Origin of the sequence: Alkalicoccus saliphilus (genome assembly GCF_003044065.1) — a bacterium.
In the GTDB taxonomy this organism is placed as follows: Bacteria; Bacillota; Bacilli; order Bacillales; family Salisediminibacteriaceae; genus Alkalicoccus; species Alkalicoccus saliphilus.
Map to the genome: position 1 here is coordinate 212028 of NZ_PZJJ01000002.1, position 17425 is coordinate 229452.

Here is a 17425-nt window from a genome sequence, read left to right on the forward strand (position 1 = left end):
CGCTTGGATTTAAAATCTGCTTCCTGAAGCTCTGCAAGAAGAACCGGAAAGATAAATTCATAAAAAGTGCTGCCCCATCCGACAGTAGATCGGCGGGGCAGCACTTTTTTTAAGTCTCATTTTATTTTAGGCATCGTCCATAGTGGAGAGATCTCCGGTAGGCTCGTCCAGCTCCCATGCTTTCAGGACACGGCGCATAATTTTACCACTTCGTGTTTTAGGAAGCTTATCCTTAAATTCAATTTCGCGCGGAACAGCATGTGCTGCAAGCTCAGATTTAATGAATTTTTTAATATTGTCCTGAAGATCATCGGATGGTTCATAGCCATCTTTCAGGGCGACAAAAGCTTTAATAATGTGGCCGCGGATCTCATCGGGCTTGCCGATTACTCCGGCTTCAGCGATCGCTTCATGTTCAACAAGCTTGCTTTCGATTTCGAAAGGACCAACACGTTCACCGGCAGTCATAATGACATCGTCATTTCTACCCTGGAACCAGAAATAACCGTCTTCATCTTTATAGGCAGTATCTCCGGATACGTACCAGCCTTCGATAGCAAAATATTCATTAAATTTCGGTTCGTTGTTCCAGATTTTACGCATCTGTGCAGGCCATCCGGCTCGAATCGCCAGGTTGCCCATTTCATTCGGGCCGAGTTCGTTACCATCATCATCGATAATCGATGCATCTACACCCGGAATAGGTTTACCCATGGAACCAGGCTTAATTGGTTCACTCGGATAGTTGCATATAAGCATAGCACCTGTTTCGGTCATCCACCATGTGTCGTGAATACGCAGACCGAACACGTCCCATCCCCATCGGACAACTTCCGGGTTCAATGGTTCTCCAACACTTAAAATGTGGCGAAGGGATGAAAGGTCATATTTTTCGAGTATTTCTTTCGGCGCCGCCATCAGCATACGGAAAGCTGTCGGTGCACTGTACCAGACGGTAACTTTGTAATTCTGCAGCGTAGCATACCAGTCGTCCGGAGAAAAGCGTCCGCCCCGTACGACGTTTGTTACGCCATAGAGCCATGGGCCGAAAATACCGTAGGAAGTACCTGTAACCCAGCCCGGGTCAGCTGTACACCAGTAAATATCATCTTCTCTCAGATCAAGTACCCACTTGGCAGTCTGATACTGCTGCAGCATTGCTTTATGAACGTGATAAACGCCTTTAGGTTTACCCGTGGAGCCTGACGTATAATGGAGGACAAATCCATCTTCCAGATCCACCCATTCGATAGCGGAGTCATCTGTTGAAGCCGCTTTCATTTTTTCATCAAAGGAAACATACTTTTCATGTTCATCAGCTTTGCTGCTGTCTCCTGTTACGAGAATCGTTTCCAGATGGGGAAGTTCTTCATGAGGAATTCTTGAAACGAGTTCCGGAGTAGTTACGATCATTTTTGCTTCACTGTCTTCAAGGCGTGCACGAACAGCATCCTGCATGAACGCTTCGAAAAGCGGTCCGACAACTGCACCGGCCTTAACGGCACCGAGCAGGGCAAAATAAAGTTCAGGGGAGCGGGGCATGAAAATAAATACAGGATCCCCTTTTTTAACACCAAGGTCCTTAAACACATGGGCTGCCTGATTTGTTTTCTCTTTCATCGCCTGGAATGTGTAAGCTTCATCGCGGCTTGCATCCGAATAATAGAGAGCCGTTTTTTCTCCACGTCCTTCGTCAACGTGCCGGTCAATTGTTTCGTAAGCAATATTAACGTTTCCAGTCTTGTTCCAGCTGAAAGCTTCTTTCGTCTGTTCCCAGTCGAATGTTTCTCGAGTCCGGGAATAGTCCTCTAATTGATATGTACCTTGTTTTGGTTCCAGTATTTCCATACAGACACCTCCAAGAATTGTTAAACACTACACATTCATCATAACGATATCATTCAGAAAATTCAATCGTTAAATGAATTTCAATGTCAATATGTCCCTGTTATCTTGATTTTTTTATGGAAAATGAGTAACGTAATCTTTGTACACAGCAGAGCCGGCCTGAATTGTAAGGGCTCTCATGCGATACATAATAGAGGAGGACGAAAAATATGGGATACAGAACGGAAAAGGACACTATTGGAGAAATTCAGGTGCCGGAGGAAAAATGGTGGGGAGCGCAGACGCAGAGGAGTCTCCAGAATTTTAAAATTGGAGAAGAAACAATGCCCCGGGAAATAACGGACGCATTTTCTGTACTTAAGGAAGCGTGTGCAGCTGCAAACAGCAGACTGGAAAATATGGAAACAGAGAAAGCGGAAATGATTCAGCAGGTATGCCGGGAAATCCGTACAGAGAAAAACTACGAGCATTTCCCGCTCGTTGTCTGGCAGACTGGCAGCGGCACGCAGTCTAATATGAATATGAATGAAGTAGTTGCTTTTAGAAGCAACCAGCTATTTAAAGAGAAAGGATCCGACGCGAGAATTCATCCAAACGACGATGTCAACCGCTCTCAAAGCTCGAATGATACGTTTCCTACAGCTATGCACATAGCAGCGCTTAAGGAAGTGCATGAGCAGCTTCTTCCATCTCTGCAGCGATTCCGGAAAACGATTGAAGAAAAAGCGGAGAAATTTAATGATATTATTAAAATCGGCAGAACGCATCTTCAGGATGCTACACCGCTTACCCTCGGTCAGGAAATGAGCGGCTGGGCCTACATGCTTAAAAGATCGGAAGAAATGATAACGGAGTCTGCCGAACAGCTTCGTTATCTTGCGATCGGAGGTACTGCTGTCGGTACTGGTATTAACGCCCATCCTTCCTTTGGAGACAAAACGGCGGAAGAAATCAGCCGTATCACCGGAACGACGTTTTATTCCTCGGAAAATAAGTTCCATGCTCTGACAAGTCACGATGAAATTGTCTACGCTCATGGAGCATTGAAAGGGCTGGCAGCTGATTTAATGAAAATCGGTAACGATGTAAGGTGGCTTGCCAGCGGACCACGTTCTGGAATTGGGGAAATCACAATTCCTGCCAACGAACCGGGAAGTTCGATCATGCCGGGTAAAGTCAATCCTACACAGTCTGAAGCGCTGACAATGGCTGCAACACAAATTTTCGGGAATGATACAACAATCGGTGTAGCTGCGAGTCAGGGGAACTTCGAACTGAACGTGTTCAAGCCTGTTATTGTTTATAATTTCCTTCAGTCTGTCCGTCTTTTGACTGATGCAATGAACTCATTTAATGACAACTGTGCTGTCGGCATTGAAGTAAATGAGGATATTATTGAAAAGCACGTAAAAAATTCATTGATGCTTGTAACAGCTTTAAATCCCCACATAGGCTATGAAAAAGCAGCAACTATTGCCAAGACGGCTTTTCAGAACAATTCAACGCTGAAAGAAACAGCAGTGGAGCTTGGCTATCTTACAGAAGAGCAGTTTGAAGAATATATTGATCTTGAAAAAATGGTCCGGCCTGTAGAATAGAGGTTATGATGCATATTATTGATCTTCACTGTGATGCTCTTTTAAAACTGCAGGAGGATAAATCCCGGGACTTTTTCAGTCCGGAACTGGAAGTTAACTCCTCCCGTCTGGCCGAAGGAAAAGTAAAGCTTCAGTTTTTTGCGGTTTTCCTGGAACCGGACTACACACCGGAAGAAAAGTTTGCCAGGGCAATAGATCAAATCGATCTTTTTTACGAAAAAGTAGTAAAAGCGGATTCCCGTATCAGGCATATTACGTCATGGAGTCAGGTGGACGATTTGAAACATGATGAAACCGGAGCAGTGCTTACCCTGGAAGGTGCGGAGGCATTCGGTGATGATCTTGGGAAACTGCGTACGCTCTATCGTCTTGGAGTCATGTCCATCGGTCTGACATGGAACAACGCCAACCTCTGCGCAGACGGGATAGGGGAATCACGCGGAGCCGGATTAACTGATTTCGGCCGGGAGGTAGTCGCACTGAACAATAAGCATAAAGTATTAACAGATGTTACTCACCTTTCTGTCAAAGGCTTCTGGGATGTTTTAAAGCTAGCAGCTTATCCTATTGCAACGCATTCAAATGCAATAAGCATATGTGGTCACCGGCGTAATCTGGACGATGAGCAGCTGAAAGCTCTTTTTAAAGCTGGAGGAATAGCAGGTCTGGTTTATAATCCCCCGTTTATCGGAGAAAATGAAAAAGGTTCTCTTATTTCTGAACTGCTGAAACACGCCGAACATTTGATAAAACTTGGAGGGGAAAACCAAATTGCCCTAGGCTCTGATTTCGACGGTATTCCAACACATGTACATGGTTTATCCCATGCCGGAGAACATCCGAGATTCGCATCAGCGCTTAAGGATAAATTCGGGGAAGAAACTGCCCGTAAAATAACGTCAGGCAATGCAGCTGCGTTTTTTCGTGAAATCGAATAAGGAATAAAAAATGCCCCTCTGTAACAGTCTCAAGGACTGATCACAGAGGGGCATTTCTAAGCAGCATTTGCAGATCCCTGCTTCGACACATAGAGAAAAAGAATGTACTTCCCGGCGGAAACGTCCTCCTTCGAACAATGATGCTGAACCACAAAGAGAGCAGCTTCTCTATCATAGAGGACTAAAAAGATTAAGCATGCTCCACTCTTTTCTGATCAACAGATTCCATTTTTGCATACCCGCAATTGGAAGAACATTTACTCGTGACGAAAGAGAAAAGGGTATAGGCGCCACTCCGTTCCGTACTGAGTGTCTGCCAGCGGTGGGTGTGAAGCGTGCTGCCGCAACGAGGACATGTTTCCATTTGGGACCACCTCGCCTTCTTTTTTAAAAGTATATAATAAATATTCTGAAAATTCAAATGGAGCAGTTCTTTTTTCATTATTTTTGACAGATGATAAGATAACTGAAAGGGGGCATAACTTATGGGAGAAAAAGCGACATTTGCAGGTGGCTGCTTCTGGTGTATGGTAAAACCGTTCGATGAGCAGCCTGGGATTCATAGAGTAGTTTCCGGTTATACAGGTGGTCATACAGCTGACCCGACGTATGAAGAAGTGTGTTCAGAAACGACGGGTCACAGGGAAGCTGTTCAAATTACGTTTGATCCGGAAGTTTTCCCATACAGCAGACTGCTAGAGATTTTCTGGCAGCAGATTGATCCAACAGACCCCGGGGGACAGTTTCATGACAGAGGGACTTCCTATACGACGGCTGTATTTTATCATAATGAAGAGCAGCGGAAACTTGCGGAAGAGTCGAAAGAAGCATTAAATAACAGCGGACGATTTCAAAGACCAGTAGTTACAAGTATTGAAAAAGCCGGTGTTTTTTACGAAGCAGAGACTTATCATCAGGATTACTACAGGAAAAACCCCCTGCACTATAAAATGTATAACCGCGGCAGCGGGAGAGCTTCGTTTATTGAACAAAACTGGAGGGATTGACAGAATGAAAAAAGATGACTTGAAAGAAAAACTGACACCGATGCAGTTTCAAGTGACCCAGGAGGACGCGACGGAACCACCTTTTAAAAATGATCTGTGGGACTTTTTTGAAGATGGCATTTATGTCGATATAGTATCCGGCGAACCGCTTTTTCATTCACGGGACAAATTTCATTCCAACTGCGGCTGGCCGAGCTTTTCCAGGCCGGTGGAAGAAAAAGCAGTAGTCGAAAAAACAGACAGGAGTCATTTTATGGTCCGGACAGAGGTACGCAGTGCGGAAGGAAATTCCCACCTCGGGCACGTTTTTCCGGACGGACCCCCGCCAGGAGGTCTGCGGTACTGTATTAATTCTGCGGCCCTGAGGTTCATTCCTAAAAACAGGCTGAAGGAGGAAGGACTGGAAAATTTTCTTCCTACCTTTGATGAAAAATAAATTAGTTCATTATAGATGGCGGTGTAATTGAAAGCGGGTAAAGGAGCAGCTGTACTCTGATCTTTTGACAGGTGATTACCAGTAAGTGCGGAATAGGCCCATACAGTGAACAAAATAATTATTCTGGATTAATGACTTTAGATACAAACAAAAAACCGCCCTTTCATCACACGGTGAAAGGGCGGTTTTTTGTGTCCTGATATTCGGGTTGGGAAAACCTGTCGTATCAGGGGGGTGGAAATTTAAGGGGGTGAATTTGTTAAGGTCTTATCCGGTTTAACGCGGCGGCCAATTCATAAGGCCTTGGCAGCGCAATATTACCGGGGTGTTTCCCATAAAACGGCGAAATGGAGTCCAGCCCGTTCTTTTCGATCTCCTTATAGAGGCGGTCGATAATCTGCATAGTTGATTCGTTCTCGTTATTAACAGAAATATTTTTCAGCATCATCGCCAGAGCTTCTGTCTGGCTCGTACTGACAAGCTGCTCTACAGCATGAAGATTTACCGGCTCTTTTCCTATAGTGATTTGATGAAGACCCCGGCTCTGAATTTTCCCCTTTTTATCCATTTTTTTCGTAATATAGCTTTTAGGAAAAATTCTATTCGTGAGGGGAGGGATGCCCCCCTGCTTTTCCTGGCGGCGGATCGTTTTAAACTTTTCGGCTACCTCTTTAGCATCTTTCGTACGGTCGAATGGTACATATTCATCCATCATGATCACGTGATCGGCTGCGTCAAAATAATCGCCGGAACCTCCCAGGACGAGAACCGTGGAAACACCGTGCTGATCGTAAAGTTCTCTTATCCTGTCAATAAAAGGGGTGATAGGTTCTTTTTCTTTCTTTACAAGATACTGCATTCTTGCATCTCTGATCATGAAATTTGTGGCACTCGTGTCCTCATCAATAAGAAGCGTCCGGCAGCCTGTTTCAAGAGCTTCTATAATATTTGCAGCCTGGGAGGTACTGCCGCTTGCATCCGGAGATGTAAACTTGGACGTATCTTTTTGAAAAGGAAGTTCATTTATAAATGGGGAAATGTTGACCTCCCGTATACTCCGTCCGTCCTCTGCCCGTATTTTAACAGCAGTTTTCTCTGTTACAACATATTCCCGGCCGTCACCCGGTTCATGGTCATATACGCCTCTTTCCACAGCCTTCAGCAGAGTACTTTTACCGTGGTACCCTCCTCCAATAATGAGAGTAACTCCACGTGGAATACCCATTCCGCTGATAATTTTGCCGCGGCTCACTTCAAAAGAGCAGCGCCAGGTTTCAGGAGATTTGAATGGGATGGTATGCTTCTCCCTGAGAGGGAGGCTGCTGTTTCCGCTTTTTCTTGGTAAGACTGCTCCATCTGCAATAAAAGAAGTTAAGTGGTTTTCTGTAATTTTTTTACGCAGCAGCTTTTGGTCGTCTGCTGTTTCCAACGCCTGATCCAGTTTATTTCTGGAGTAGCTTTCGAGTGTTTTTAAGGCAAGATCCGGGAGCAGTTCACATAAAAGTTCAGCAGCTTTGTTGCCAAGTATTTTTCTTCCGCTTGCAGGGATGCCGCAGGAAAGACGAAATTCAATGTTTTTTTTATCGATGTGAACAGAACTTCTTTCAATAACTTCCGGACCGGGTGCATCAATGAATATCATCCCGCTCTTACCGGTGCCTCCAAGGTTGATGTCGGCTCCTGCTTTTTTTCTGTTGAATTCTTTCGAAAAAAAATGTTTCACAGTTCTGATTCGTTGAGGCTGGTTTAATTCGTCAAAATTCAGATCTGTCCCGTCCAGCGGGATAGTTATACGTATTCTGGAAGGGGCAGCAAAGGGATCTCCCTGCACATAATCAACATGAAGTCTGACTCCGGAGCCGGCGCTGTAGGAGCCTTGAATACCTTTAAGCATACGATAGGATTTTTTGTCCATTTTCAATAAATTATTTTTCAGATCTTCCGTTGTTGAAAGCATAGTTGTTTTTCCTCCTGATTGCACATATTTCTGCCGAGTGATGCAGATATTAAAAACCGAGTTAGTGTATAATTAAGAAGAATAAATGGTTCTTCCTATGCAGTAAATACCACCGCTGTCCAGAAGGTAAACGAGTAATCAATCGAAGTATGAACCTCAGGAGGCCTGACCTTCAATGCTGCATATAAGAAAAGTATTTAAAAAGGCAATGCTGGCTTCTTTTATTATTTTCAGCCTGCTCCTTCTGATAATTACTGGAGCGGTTCTTCTCTGGCAGACAACCGATGAAGGCAGGCTTCCTGCTAAAACAGCGGTTGTACTTCATGCTGTAAACAATAACCTGGTGGATCTTGATATTAATGTTAAACCACCACGAATTGTTTCCGGAGGCACAGAAGGAGAAGCTGTCCTGCTGAGAGAAGATATTTTCATACCGGTTCAGGGGGACGCCCAAATACCGGTCCGTATTTACCGCCCCCGGGGGGAAGGCCCTTTTCCTGTTGTTCTTTATTTTCATGGTGGAGCCTTTATGGAAGGATACGGCGGGCTCAATACTCATGATAATATCCTGCGCTATACAGCTTCGCATACCGGCAGTGTTGTGATCGCACCGGCGTACCGACTGGCCCCTGAAAATATATTTCCAGCCGCGGTCGAAGACGGCTATACAGCACTTGAATGGACAGAAGAGAATGCAGAGTCATTAAAGGGGGACCCGGACAAAATATCCGTTATGGGTGACAGCGCAGGAGGAAATATAGCTACAGTAATTACTCAGATGGCGAGAGACAGGGACGGACCGGAGGTTGCTGCGCAGGTGCTGTTTTATCCTCTAACAACGTTCCGGGAACTTCCACTTGCCTCGAGAGAAGTTTACGACAGCGGGTATTACCTTTTATCACGGAGCGTTATGCATCAGGCGAGGGAGGCTTATGCACCTGAAGAATGGATGTGGAAGCATCCCTACAGCTCTCCGCTGCATGCGGAAGATTTAAGCGGACTCCCTCCGGCACTTATCATAACAGCTGAATTCGATCCCCTTCGTGACGAGGGGGAGCAGTACGCTGAAAAATTAAGCGGGGACGGGGTTTTAGTCCAGGGATCCCGATATAGAGGGGTGATGCACGGATTTGTTTCTTTCCATGAAGTAATGCAGAGTGGAAGGAACGGAATGCAGGAAGCCGTTGTTTTTCTCCGACGGGCTGAATCTGGAAATTTTGGATCGTCAGACTATACGCTTAATATTAAGGAGCCGCCGCAGGGGCTTTCCCGAATAAGGGAGCAGACAGAAGCGTTTGCGATAGCAGCCTATCTGCTCGGCAGATCAGGTGCCGATCTGATTATCAGGGAGTAGCATCTCTTGAAGTTCATGATGCTGTTTTGCCGCGTACGTCTCAATTAACAATTGGATGAAAGGCCGCAGCTGTAAACAAGAAGATAAATTTAAGTCCGTCTGCTTTCTTTGTATTTAATTGAAAGTATACGGGCAGTCCGGAGGCGTAAATTATGAACAGAAGAATCTGGAAATGGCTGCTTCGGGGATATGCTGTGATTTTATTTTTAGTTGCGGCCTCGTACTTCGGATATTATTATTATGTGGGAATCAGCTGGGGACTTAGAGACGGAGCAGCTGGACTGATGATTTCAGATGGTCCGCTGCTTCTTCTTGTTCCTACTGCAGCGGCAGTTTTTATGAGACATTTTTCAGGGTGGTGGATGCACATGATTTTTTTCAGCTACCTCCTCATCGGTAAATTAATTGGTATTGCAGCTAATTTGTTTTTGCTTTCGACCGGCTTAATAGTAGATGCGGAAGGCGGGACGAACTATTTTGTGGAAGTAAATTATATGCTTCTTTATACAGCCGCCCTTTTTCTTTTTTCGTTAAAGCCGGTGAGGAATCAGTTCGGACTTAAAAAGGGGAGGAGGCGGATGTTTTACCCTTTCTGGGTAGGCGGTGCTGCATTACTTCTGTATGCTGTTCATTTAACAGCCATCTACGTTTATTTTCATCTTATCTAGAAATTTAAAGAGTAGAAAAGTAGTTTGATTTTAAAACAGGGAGGAAATTACTAGAATGCGGTCTTCGTTAGTCTGTTTCCAGCCCGGTGCGGGGTCTTAACAGGGCAGGGACCTCTGCACCGTAGAAATCAGGAAGGCCCGGCAGTAAATTTTTACAAAGTAATATAAGAGAGGAAGGTGTCATTTTCTGTGGAAAATAATATTAACGAACAGGTGAAAAACATTGAAATATCCGGCATAAGACAGTTTTTTAACCGCGTCCAGCAGTTTCCGGAAGCTGTCCAGCTGACTCTCGGTCAGCCTGATTTTCAAACACCTGAACATATTAAGCAGGCTGCTATAAAAGCTATTGAAAATAATTTAACTACATATACCCCAAATGCCGGAACGGTCGATTTGAGGAACGAGGCAGTAAAGTGGGCTGAAAAGCGGTTCGGCATGGAATACGATGCAGCGGACGAAGTAATCGTAACCGTTGGAGCATCCCAGGCGATAGATGTCACGATGCGTACAATATTGAATCCGGGAGATGAAGTAATAATCCCGGCTCCTGTGTATCCGGCTTATGAACCGATTATTAAGCAGTGCGGAGCGTATCCGGTATTAATTGATACGACTGAGACAAATTTTAAGTTGACTGAAACGCAATTGAAAAAGGCTTTAACCTCAAGAACGAAAGCTGTAATGCTTCCTTATCCGTCCAATCCTACAGGTGTAACATTAACAGACGAAGAACTGGAGAGATTACACCATATCCTGAAGGATCTTGATATATTTGTTGTAGCGGATGAAATATATGGGGAACTGCGTTACAATGGAAGACATAAATCAATGGCAGTGATGCCCGGCATGAAAACAAAAACTATTGTTATCAGCGGATTGAGCAAATCTCATTCAATGACTGGGTGGAGAATCGGTTTTTTATTTGCCGATAAGTCAATAGCAGCTCATTTAATTAAAGTACATCAGTATAATGTCAGCTGTGCAAGCTCCATCTCCCAGGCAGCCGCCCTGGAAGCACTGAGACACGGGGCGGAGGATCCGGAAATAATGAAACAGGAGTATGACAGGCGCAGAATATGGATGCTTGCTAAGCTCAAGGAGATAGGTATTCCGGCAGTGGCACCAGAAGGCGCATTTTATATTTTTCCTGATATTTCAGCTTCCGGACTTTCTTCGTTTGAATTTTCCCTGAAACTTCTGGAAGAGGAAAAGCTCGCGGTAGTTCCCGGCACAGCATTTTCCATATATGGTGAAGGATACGTCAGGCTGTCCTATGCATATGCAATGGATGAACTTAAGGAAGCTATGCGCAGACTTGAAATATTCTGGGGTAAAAAAGCCGGTCATGTGTGATGAAAGAAAACCGTTCATATTTATGCATTATTTGAAAGTTTTTTCACTAAAAACCGCAAAATTCTCAAACTAACCTTTGAGGTGTGCATGAGATAATGATAGAATATTTGTGTAAACGCTTTACATTACTCGTTGATCATATGTACATATTTATAATTCACTGGAGGTAGCAGACATGGGTAGTGAGTCAATTAAATTGAGTGAAGGTTGGTCTCAGTTTTACGGTCCAAACCTGGGATACATGCTGGAAAAGTACGAAGAATTTCAGGAAGACCCTGATATGGTGGAAGAAGACATTATTGACTTTTTCGAAAAATGGGGTGCTTACCAGGAATCAGTATCCAACGGGGGGGCAGCTGCCGGCACGGTAGTGCAGGAAAGCCGGGGAAAACAGGATTTTCACACGGCTGTAAACGCGATGCGTATGGCAGAGTCGATCCGCAGGAACGGTCATTTAATGGCAGACCTTTATCCGGTTAGTCTCGAAGAAAGAAAAGATTTATTTAAGCTTGAAGAATTTAACCTCGACAGTGAGGCCTTAAAGCAGGTACCTCCTGAACTCCTCTCTCCTCATAAGCACGAATCCTTCAAGAATGGTCTGGAGGCTGTTGAACATTTAAAGGATACTTACACAAAACGGCTTGCCTTTGAATTTAAACAAGTCCATGACATTGAAGAAAGACGCTGGCTTTTTCAGAAAGTTGAATCGGGGGATTATTTTCCCGAAATTACCAACGATATGCGCCGCGAACTTCTTGAACGACTGAATCAGGTCGAAGGATTCGAACATTTCATCCATAAAACGTTTAAAGGTCAGAAGCGGTTTTCAGTAGAGGGTCTAGATTCCATGGTGCCTATGCTGGATGAAGCTGTCCGGGAATCCTGTGAAGATGGTTGTGAAAAAGTCATGATCGGGATGGCCCACCGGGGACGCCTGAATGTTCTTGCCCATGTTCTTGGAAAACCTTATGAACTTATTTTCTCTGAATTCCATGATGCTCCAAATAAAAATCTCGTTCCTTCAGAAGGCTCTGTTGGAATCAACTACGGGTGGACTGGTGACGTTAAATACCATCTTGGGGCAAAGCGGGAGCTGGAAGAAGAAAATAAAGCGACGATCTCACTTTCCAACAATCCAAGTCATTTGGAGTTCGTTGACCCGGTTGTTGAAGGTCAGGTGCGGGCGGCGCAGGATGACCGTTCAGCACCAGGGAAGCCGGAGCAGGACGTTACGAAAGCTATGCCTATTCTCATACATGGTGACGCAGCCTTTCCAGGGCAGGGTATAGTTGCTGAAACATTGAACCTCAGCCGTCTCGAAGGATATAAAACAGGCGGTACAATTCATATTATTGCGAACAACCTTATAGGATTCACTACAGTCAGTGACGATTCAAGGTCAACCATGTATGCGAGTGATCTTGCTAAAGGATATGAAATTCCGGTAATTCACGTCAATGCTGATGACCTGGAAGCCTGTGTTGCTGCTATCCATCTGGCATATCTATACCGAAAGGAATTCGAAAAAGACATCGTTATTGACCTTATCGGATACCGGAGGTACGGACATAACGAGATGGACGAACCATTAGCTACACAGCCACAGCTGTATAAAAAAGTTAAAGAACATCCTACAATTTTCAATATTTATGGCGAAACTCTACTGGAAGACGGTATTGTATCGAAAGAAGAATTTGAAACTATGCGCGATCAGTTTATTGATAAGCTGACGGAGCATTTTGAAAATATTAAAGATAAAAAACGTGAGCATATCGATGAGGAAATGAATCCTCCGGAATATGTAGAAGATCGAATGGAAGGAATTGACACTTCTATTTCCAAGGAAGAACTTAGAAAAATCAATGATGAACTTCTCCAATATCCGGAAAATTTCAACGTTTTTCCCAAACTCGCAAAAATACTGAACCGCCGCGTGGAAGCGGTGGAAGATAACGGGAAAATTGACTGGGGACATGCCGAAACGCTTGCTTTTGCCGCCATTATTTCAGATGGAACTCCGATCCGTCTTACAGGGCAGGATTCAGAGCGGGGAACTTTCTCCCAACGGCACCTCGTGCTTCATGATTATGAAAATGACAGCACTCATTATCCACTGCACAATATATCCAGTGCGGAAGCATCGTTTACTGTGCACAACAGCCCGTTGTCTGAAGCAGCATGTGTAGGCTTCGAATATGGATACAATGTTCATTCTCCTGAAACGCTTACGATATGGGAAGCGCAGTATGGTGACTTTTCCAACGGTGCTCAGGTGATGTTTGATCAGTTTATCTCCAGCGGCCGTGCTAAATGGGGCCAGAAATCCGGCCTTGTGATGCTTCTTCCGCATGGGTACGAAGGACAGGGGCCTGAACATTCCAGTGCAAGACTGGAACGGTTCCTGACACTGGCTGCTGAAAACAACTGGCACGTAGCGAACCTGACAAAAGCCGGTCAGTATTTCCACCTTCTGCGCCGTCAGGCAAAAATGCTGAAAGAGGATGTAATCCGTCCACTCGTACTTATGGCACCAAAAAGTCTGCTGCGGAACGAGAATGTAGCCTCTGAAATAAGCGAACTTGCCGAAGGGGAGTTTAAACCGGTTATACCACATGAGAAACTTGGTAAAACTCAGAAAAAAGTTAAGCGGGTAGTTTTTGCTTCAGGTAAATTGGCGGTGGATATCGAAGAGCACCTCGCCGAGCAGGATAAACTGCCGGAGTGGCTGCAGCTGATTAAAGTAGAAGAGCTGTATCCTTTCCCTGCCAAACACATTAAAGAAATCGTGGATAAGTATAAAAACGTAGAAGAGTTTGTCTGGGCTCAGGAAGAGCCGCAGAACATGGGAGCATGGCACTATATCGCTCCGCACCTGCAGAGTCTTACTAACGGGGAAATTCCTGTGGAATTTATTGGAAGACGCCGTCGTTCAAGTACGGCTGAAGGTGATCCGAAAGTCCATAAGCTGGACCAGACGAGAATTATTGAAGAAGCAACGAGTCGAGATGCTGAAGGGAGCAATGAGTAATGTTAGAAGTGAAAGTACCAGAACTTGCAGAATCCGTAACGGAAGGAACAGTGGCCGAATGGCTGAAACAGCCGGGCGATTACGTTGAAAAAGGGGAAGATATCGTTGAGCTTGAAACAGACAAAGTCAACGTGGAAATTTCAGCCGATGAAGCTGGTGTTCTTAAAGAAGCAAAAGCAGAAGAGGGAGATACAGTAAAAGTAGGAGACACCATTGCAGTAATTGATACGGAAGCTTCTGAAGGCGGCTCTTCTGAAGAAGCGGGAGATAAAGAAGAAAGCAAAGGTGAAGAGAAAGAGGATAAGAAAGAAGATAAGGAAGAAAAGAAAGAAGAAAAACAGACGTCTGAAGAAAAGAGTGAGCCGGCGGCGGAAGCTTCTGATGACAAAGGCGACCGTGTTATTGCCTCACCGGCCACAAGAAAATACGCCCGTGAAAAAGGGATTGATCTGAACGACATTCAGCCGCGTGATCCGCTCGGGAAAGTTCGGAAAGAAGACATTGATGCGCACCAGGCCGGCGGTCAAAAAGCTAAACAGGAAAAATCAGAGCCGGATGAACAGCCGAAGGACGACCCAGCAAAACCGGTGATCCGTGAGAAAATGTCACGCCGTCGCCAGACTATCGCTAAAAGACTTGTACAGGCACAGCAGGAAGCGGCAATGCTTACAACCTTTAACGAAGTTGACATGACTAATCTGCTTGCTCTCCGTAACCGTCATAAGGAAAAATTTCAGGAAAAGCATGGTGTAAAGCTCGGCTTCATGTCCTTCTTTACGAAAGCTACTATTGGAGCCCTTAAAAAATACCCTTATGTTAATGCGGAAATCAACGGAGATGAAGTAGTTCTTAAGCAGTTTTACGATATCGGAATTGCAGTTTCCACAGATGATGGACTGTTAGTACCAGTTGTGCGTGATGCAGATCGCCATGACTTCGCCGGTATCGAAAGTGAAATTGGTGACCTTGCCGATAAAGCGCAGAATAAAAAGCTTAAACTTGACGACCTTCAAGGTGGAAGCTTTACCATTACCAACGGAGGGGTTTTCGGTTCTCTCTGGTCCACGCCAATTCTTAATACACCACAGGTCGGGATTCTCGGAATGCATAAAACTCAGATGCGTCCAGTGGCTATTGATAATGAACGTTTCGAAAATCGTCCGATGATGTATATTGCTCTTTCCTATGATCATCGAATCATTGATGGTAAAGATGCTGTAGGTTTTCTCGTTAAAATTAAAGAACTTCTTGAAGATCCAGAACAGCTTCTTCTCGAAGGATAAGCCTTTAACCGTTTCCGGTACTTCCGGAGACGGTTTTTTTCTTTCAGTTTTATTAAATATTGTGCGGAGGAGGAACTTCGCTGAAGTGTTCCCATGGAGCCGAGCAGCAGGGATCTTTGAATCAACAGAAAGACCTTTGTGCCAAACATACGGACATAGTGTTAACAGATTTCGATATCGCTGGATGATCATAACCTGCTTTATCATACAAAGAAAAAATGCCCTCGTAATTTACTTGGTGCTGCAGGGGATACCGGCCCACCCTTAAAGCCACTCTATGGAATGACGCTGCTCTTATCTATGTTATTTTTCAGAAAAGCTGTAGATAAAAATTCAAGAGTGCTGGATACTTCAATAACTTGTTAAAAAGGAGTCAGGAGCTGGTGGCAGAAACTTTGCAATTAAACATACACATCCTCATAATAAAACTGAGGTGAAAGCTTTGAAAAAAATAATTGTTATAGGATCCGGATATGGAGGAGTAACCGCCGCTGCACTTCTTCAGAAAAGCGGCTGCAGCGTGACTCTCCTGGAAGCAGCTGCGGAGTGGGGCGGATGCGCAGGCAAATTTCAGCGGAGAAAATTTGTTTTTCCTGTTGGTGCAACACTTGCAATGGGTTTAAATAACGACAGCATTCATGGGAAAATCAATCGTTTTCTCGAAATAAATGTAGAAGCATTCCGGCTTTCTACAGTGATGGATGTAACAGTTAATAATGAGACGATTAAATATTATTCGAATAAAGAATCATTTTTACAAATGTGGAGAAAGAAGCTGCCTGCGAGTGCTGATAAAGTGGAGGCGTTTTTCAGGGAGGTATGGTTTCTATCCGCTATTCTGCAAAAGCATATGAACGAATTTCCGGTAATATACCCACATACTTATCAGGAAACTGCGGCACTTTTGCGAGGGATGTCCCGGAATTCACTTCGTCTTTTACCGCTTCGTAATAAATCGTTTAAATACATGCTGAAAAAGCACGGTTTAACAGAGGAATATATGCTGCGGGAATTTTTGGATAACGTATTAATGGACAGCCTGCAGACCACTTCCGACAAATGTTCCCTGCTGATGGGAGCTGCAGCACTGGACATTTATCATGAGGATGCGTGGTATATTGAAGGAGGACATTACCGCCTTATCGAAAAAATGATCGAATCACTAAAAGATAACGGAGGACAGGTTTTAAAGCCAAGGAAAGCATTAGAGGTAGAAAAAAATGGTAAAATGTGGTCAGTAAAGGATCACAGAGGAAACGTACACGAGGCTGAACACGTTATTTTAAACATGCCGCTCAGTAATGCTGAAAAAATTCTCAACGAAAAAGACCGTTCCTCATTAAAGAAGAAATTGAGATACGCAGTGTCGGACAGGGAACAATGGGGTGCTTTTTCTCTTTATTTTGGAATAAAAGATGTAATGGGAGAAAACGCGCCACTTTTTCAGCAGTTTACAGCAGGGGAGAACAGCTTGTCTGATAGCAGCCACTTTTTCGTATCTGCTTCAGCATCAGAAGACCGCCGGCGGGCTCCGGAAGGACACCGGTCTCTGACTATTTCGACTCACGTTGATTTAAAAAACTGGAGTACAAAAGAAATGTACGACAAAAAATCGAGCAAGTTGAAGCAGCAGGTAAAAAGCAGACTGGAAAAAGCGTACCCTGGTTTTCAGGATAGTATCGTTTACGAAATAACGGGCGGACCTTCAGCATGGGAAAGATTCACATTGAGAATGGATGGAGGTGTAGGGGGATTTCCACAAATACCCGGCTACTCGCTAACTGACGCTGTATCCCACAGGAGCGGTATTAAAGGCCTCTGGATTTGCGGGGATACGGTTTTTCCCGGGGCAGGGTCAATTGGAGCAGCAAGCTCCGGAGTTCATACAGCAAGATCAATTCTGAAAAGACGTATTCTGTGATGTTAAATGAAATGGCTGAAAGGGTACCCTG

Annotated in this window: 12 protein-coding genes; 10 read left to right on the top strand and 2 right to left on the bottom strand. The window is 44.5% G+C overall.

Annotated elements, in window-relative coordinates; genetic code table 11:
• Nucleotides 1-126: 126 nt before the first annotated feature.
• Nucleotides 127-1848 (bottom strand): acetate--CoA ligase, encoded by a 1722-nt coding sequence (gene acsA / locus C6Y45_RS02630; protein ID WP_107583473.1) that lies wholly within the window; start codon nucleotides 1846-1848, stop codon nucleotides 127-129.
• Nucleotides 1849-2057: 209 nt separating this feature from the next.
• On the opposite strand from acsA, the gene fumC reads away from it, so the two are divergent.
• The 4 genes from fumC to msrB all read left to right on the top strand — a co-directional run bounded on the left by fumC (nucleotide 2058) and on the right by msrB (nucleotide 5827).
• Nucleotides 2058-3446, top strand: a complete 1389-nt coding sequence (gene fumC, locus C6Y45_RS02635) for a class II fumarate hydratase (protein WP_107583474.1) — start codon at nucleotides 2058-2060, stop codon at nucleotides 3444-3446.
• 5 nt (nucleotides 3447-3451) lie between these two features.
• Nucleotides 3452-4384 carry a dipeptidase gene (locus C6Y45_RS02640; protein ID WP_245922487.1) on the top strand — a complete coding sequence of 311 codons (933 nt, stop codon included), beginning with the start codon at nucleotides 3452-3454 and terminating at the stop codon, nucleotides 4382-4384.
• Nucleotides 4385-4869: 485 nt separating this feature from the next.
• On the top strand, nucleotides 4870-5391 hold the full coding sequence (gene msrA, locus C6Y45_RS02645; protein ID WP_107583476.1) for a peptide-methionine (S)-S-oxide reductase MsrA: 522 nt from the start codon (nucleotides 4870-4872) through the stop codon (nucleotides 5389-5391).
• 4 nt (nucleotides 5392-5395) lie between these two features.
• Nucleotides 5396-5827 (top strand): peptide-methionine (R)-S-oxide reductase MsrB, encoded by a 432-nt coding sequence (gene msrB, locus C6Y45_RS02650; protein WP_107583477.1) that lies wholly within the window; start codon nucleotides 5396-5398, stop codon nucleotides 5825-5827.
• Nucleotides 5828-6086: 259 nt separating this feature from the next.
• On the opposite strand, the gene C6Y45_RS02655 is transcribed toward msrB, so the two are convergent.
• Nucleotides 6087-7784 carry an ABC-ATPase domain-containing protein gene (locus C6Y45_RS02655; RefSeq protein ID WP_107583478.1) on the bottom strand — a complete coding sequence of 566 codons (1698 nt, stop codon included), beginning with the start codon at nucleotides 7782-7784 and terminating at the stop codon, nucleotides 6087-6089.
• 175 nt (nucleotides 7785-7959) lie between these two features.
• On the opposite strand from C6Y45_RS02655, the gene C6Y45_RS02660 reads away from it, so the two are divergent.
• The 6 genes from C6Y45_RS02660 to C6Y45_RS02685 all read left to right on the top strand — a co-directional run bounded on the left by C6Y45_RS02660 (nucleotide 7960) and on the right by C6Y45_RS02685 (nucleotide 17394).
• Nucleotides 7960-9138, top strand: a complete 1179-nt coding sequence (locus C6Y45_RS02660; protein WP_107583479.1) for an alpha/beta hydrolase — start codon at nucleotides 7960-7962, stop codon at nucleotides 9136-9138.
• Between the two features lie 152 nt (nucleotides 9139-9290).
• Nucleotides 9291-9806 (top strand): hypothetical protein, encoded by a 516-nt coding sequence (locus C6Y45_RS02665; protein WP_107583480.1) that lies wholly within the window; start codon nucleotides 9291-9293, stop codon nucleotides 9804-9806.
• Between the two features lie 189 nt (nucleotides 9807-9995).
• Nucleotides 9996-11162, top strand: coding sequence for an aminotransferase A (locus tag C6Y45_RS02670; RefSeq protein WP_107583481.1), 1167 nt, complete (start codon nucleotides 9996-9998; stop codon nucleotides 11160-11162).
• 175 nt (nucleotides 11163-11337) lie between these two features.
• Nucleotides 11338-14190, top strand: a complete 2853-nt coding sequence (locus C6Y45_RS02675; RefSeq protein WP_107583482.1) for a 2-oxoglutarate dehydrogenase E1 component — start codon at nucleotides 11338-11340, stop codon at nucleotides 14188-14190.
• Entirely contained in the window at nucleotides 14190-15473 is a 1284-nt protein-coding gene (odhB, locus tag C6Y45_RS02680; protein WP_107583483.1) for a 2-oxoglutarate dehydrogenase complex dihydrolipoyllysine-residue succinyltransferase, read from the top strand. Before C6Y45_RS02675 ends, odhB begins: the two co-directional genes overlap by 1 nt.
• Nucleotides 15474-15915: 442 nt before the next feature.
• Nucleotides 15916-17394, top strand: a complete 1479-nt coding sequence (locus tag C6Y45_RS02685; protein WP_160058084.1) for a phytoene desaturase family protein — start codon at nucleotides 15916-15918, stop codon at nucleotides 17392-17394.
• Nucleotides 17395-17425 lie beyond the last annotated feature (31 nt).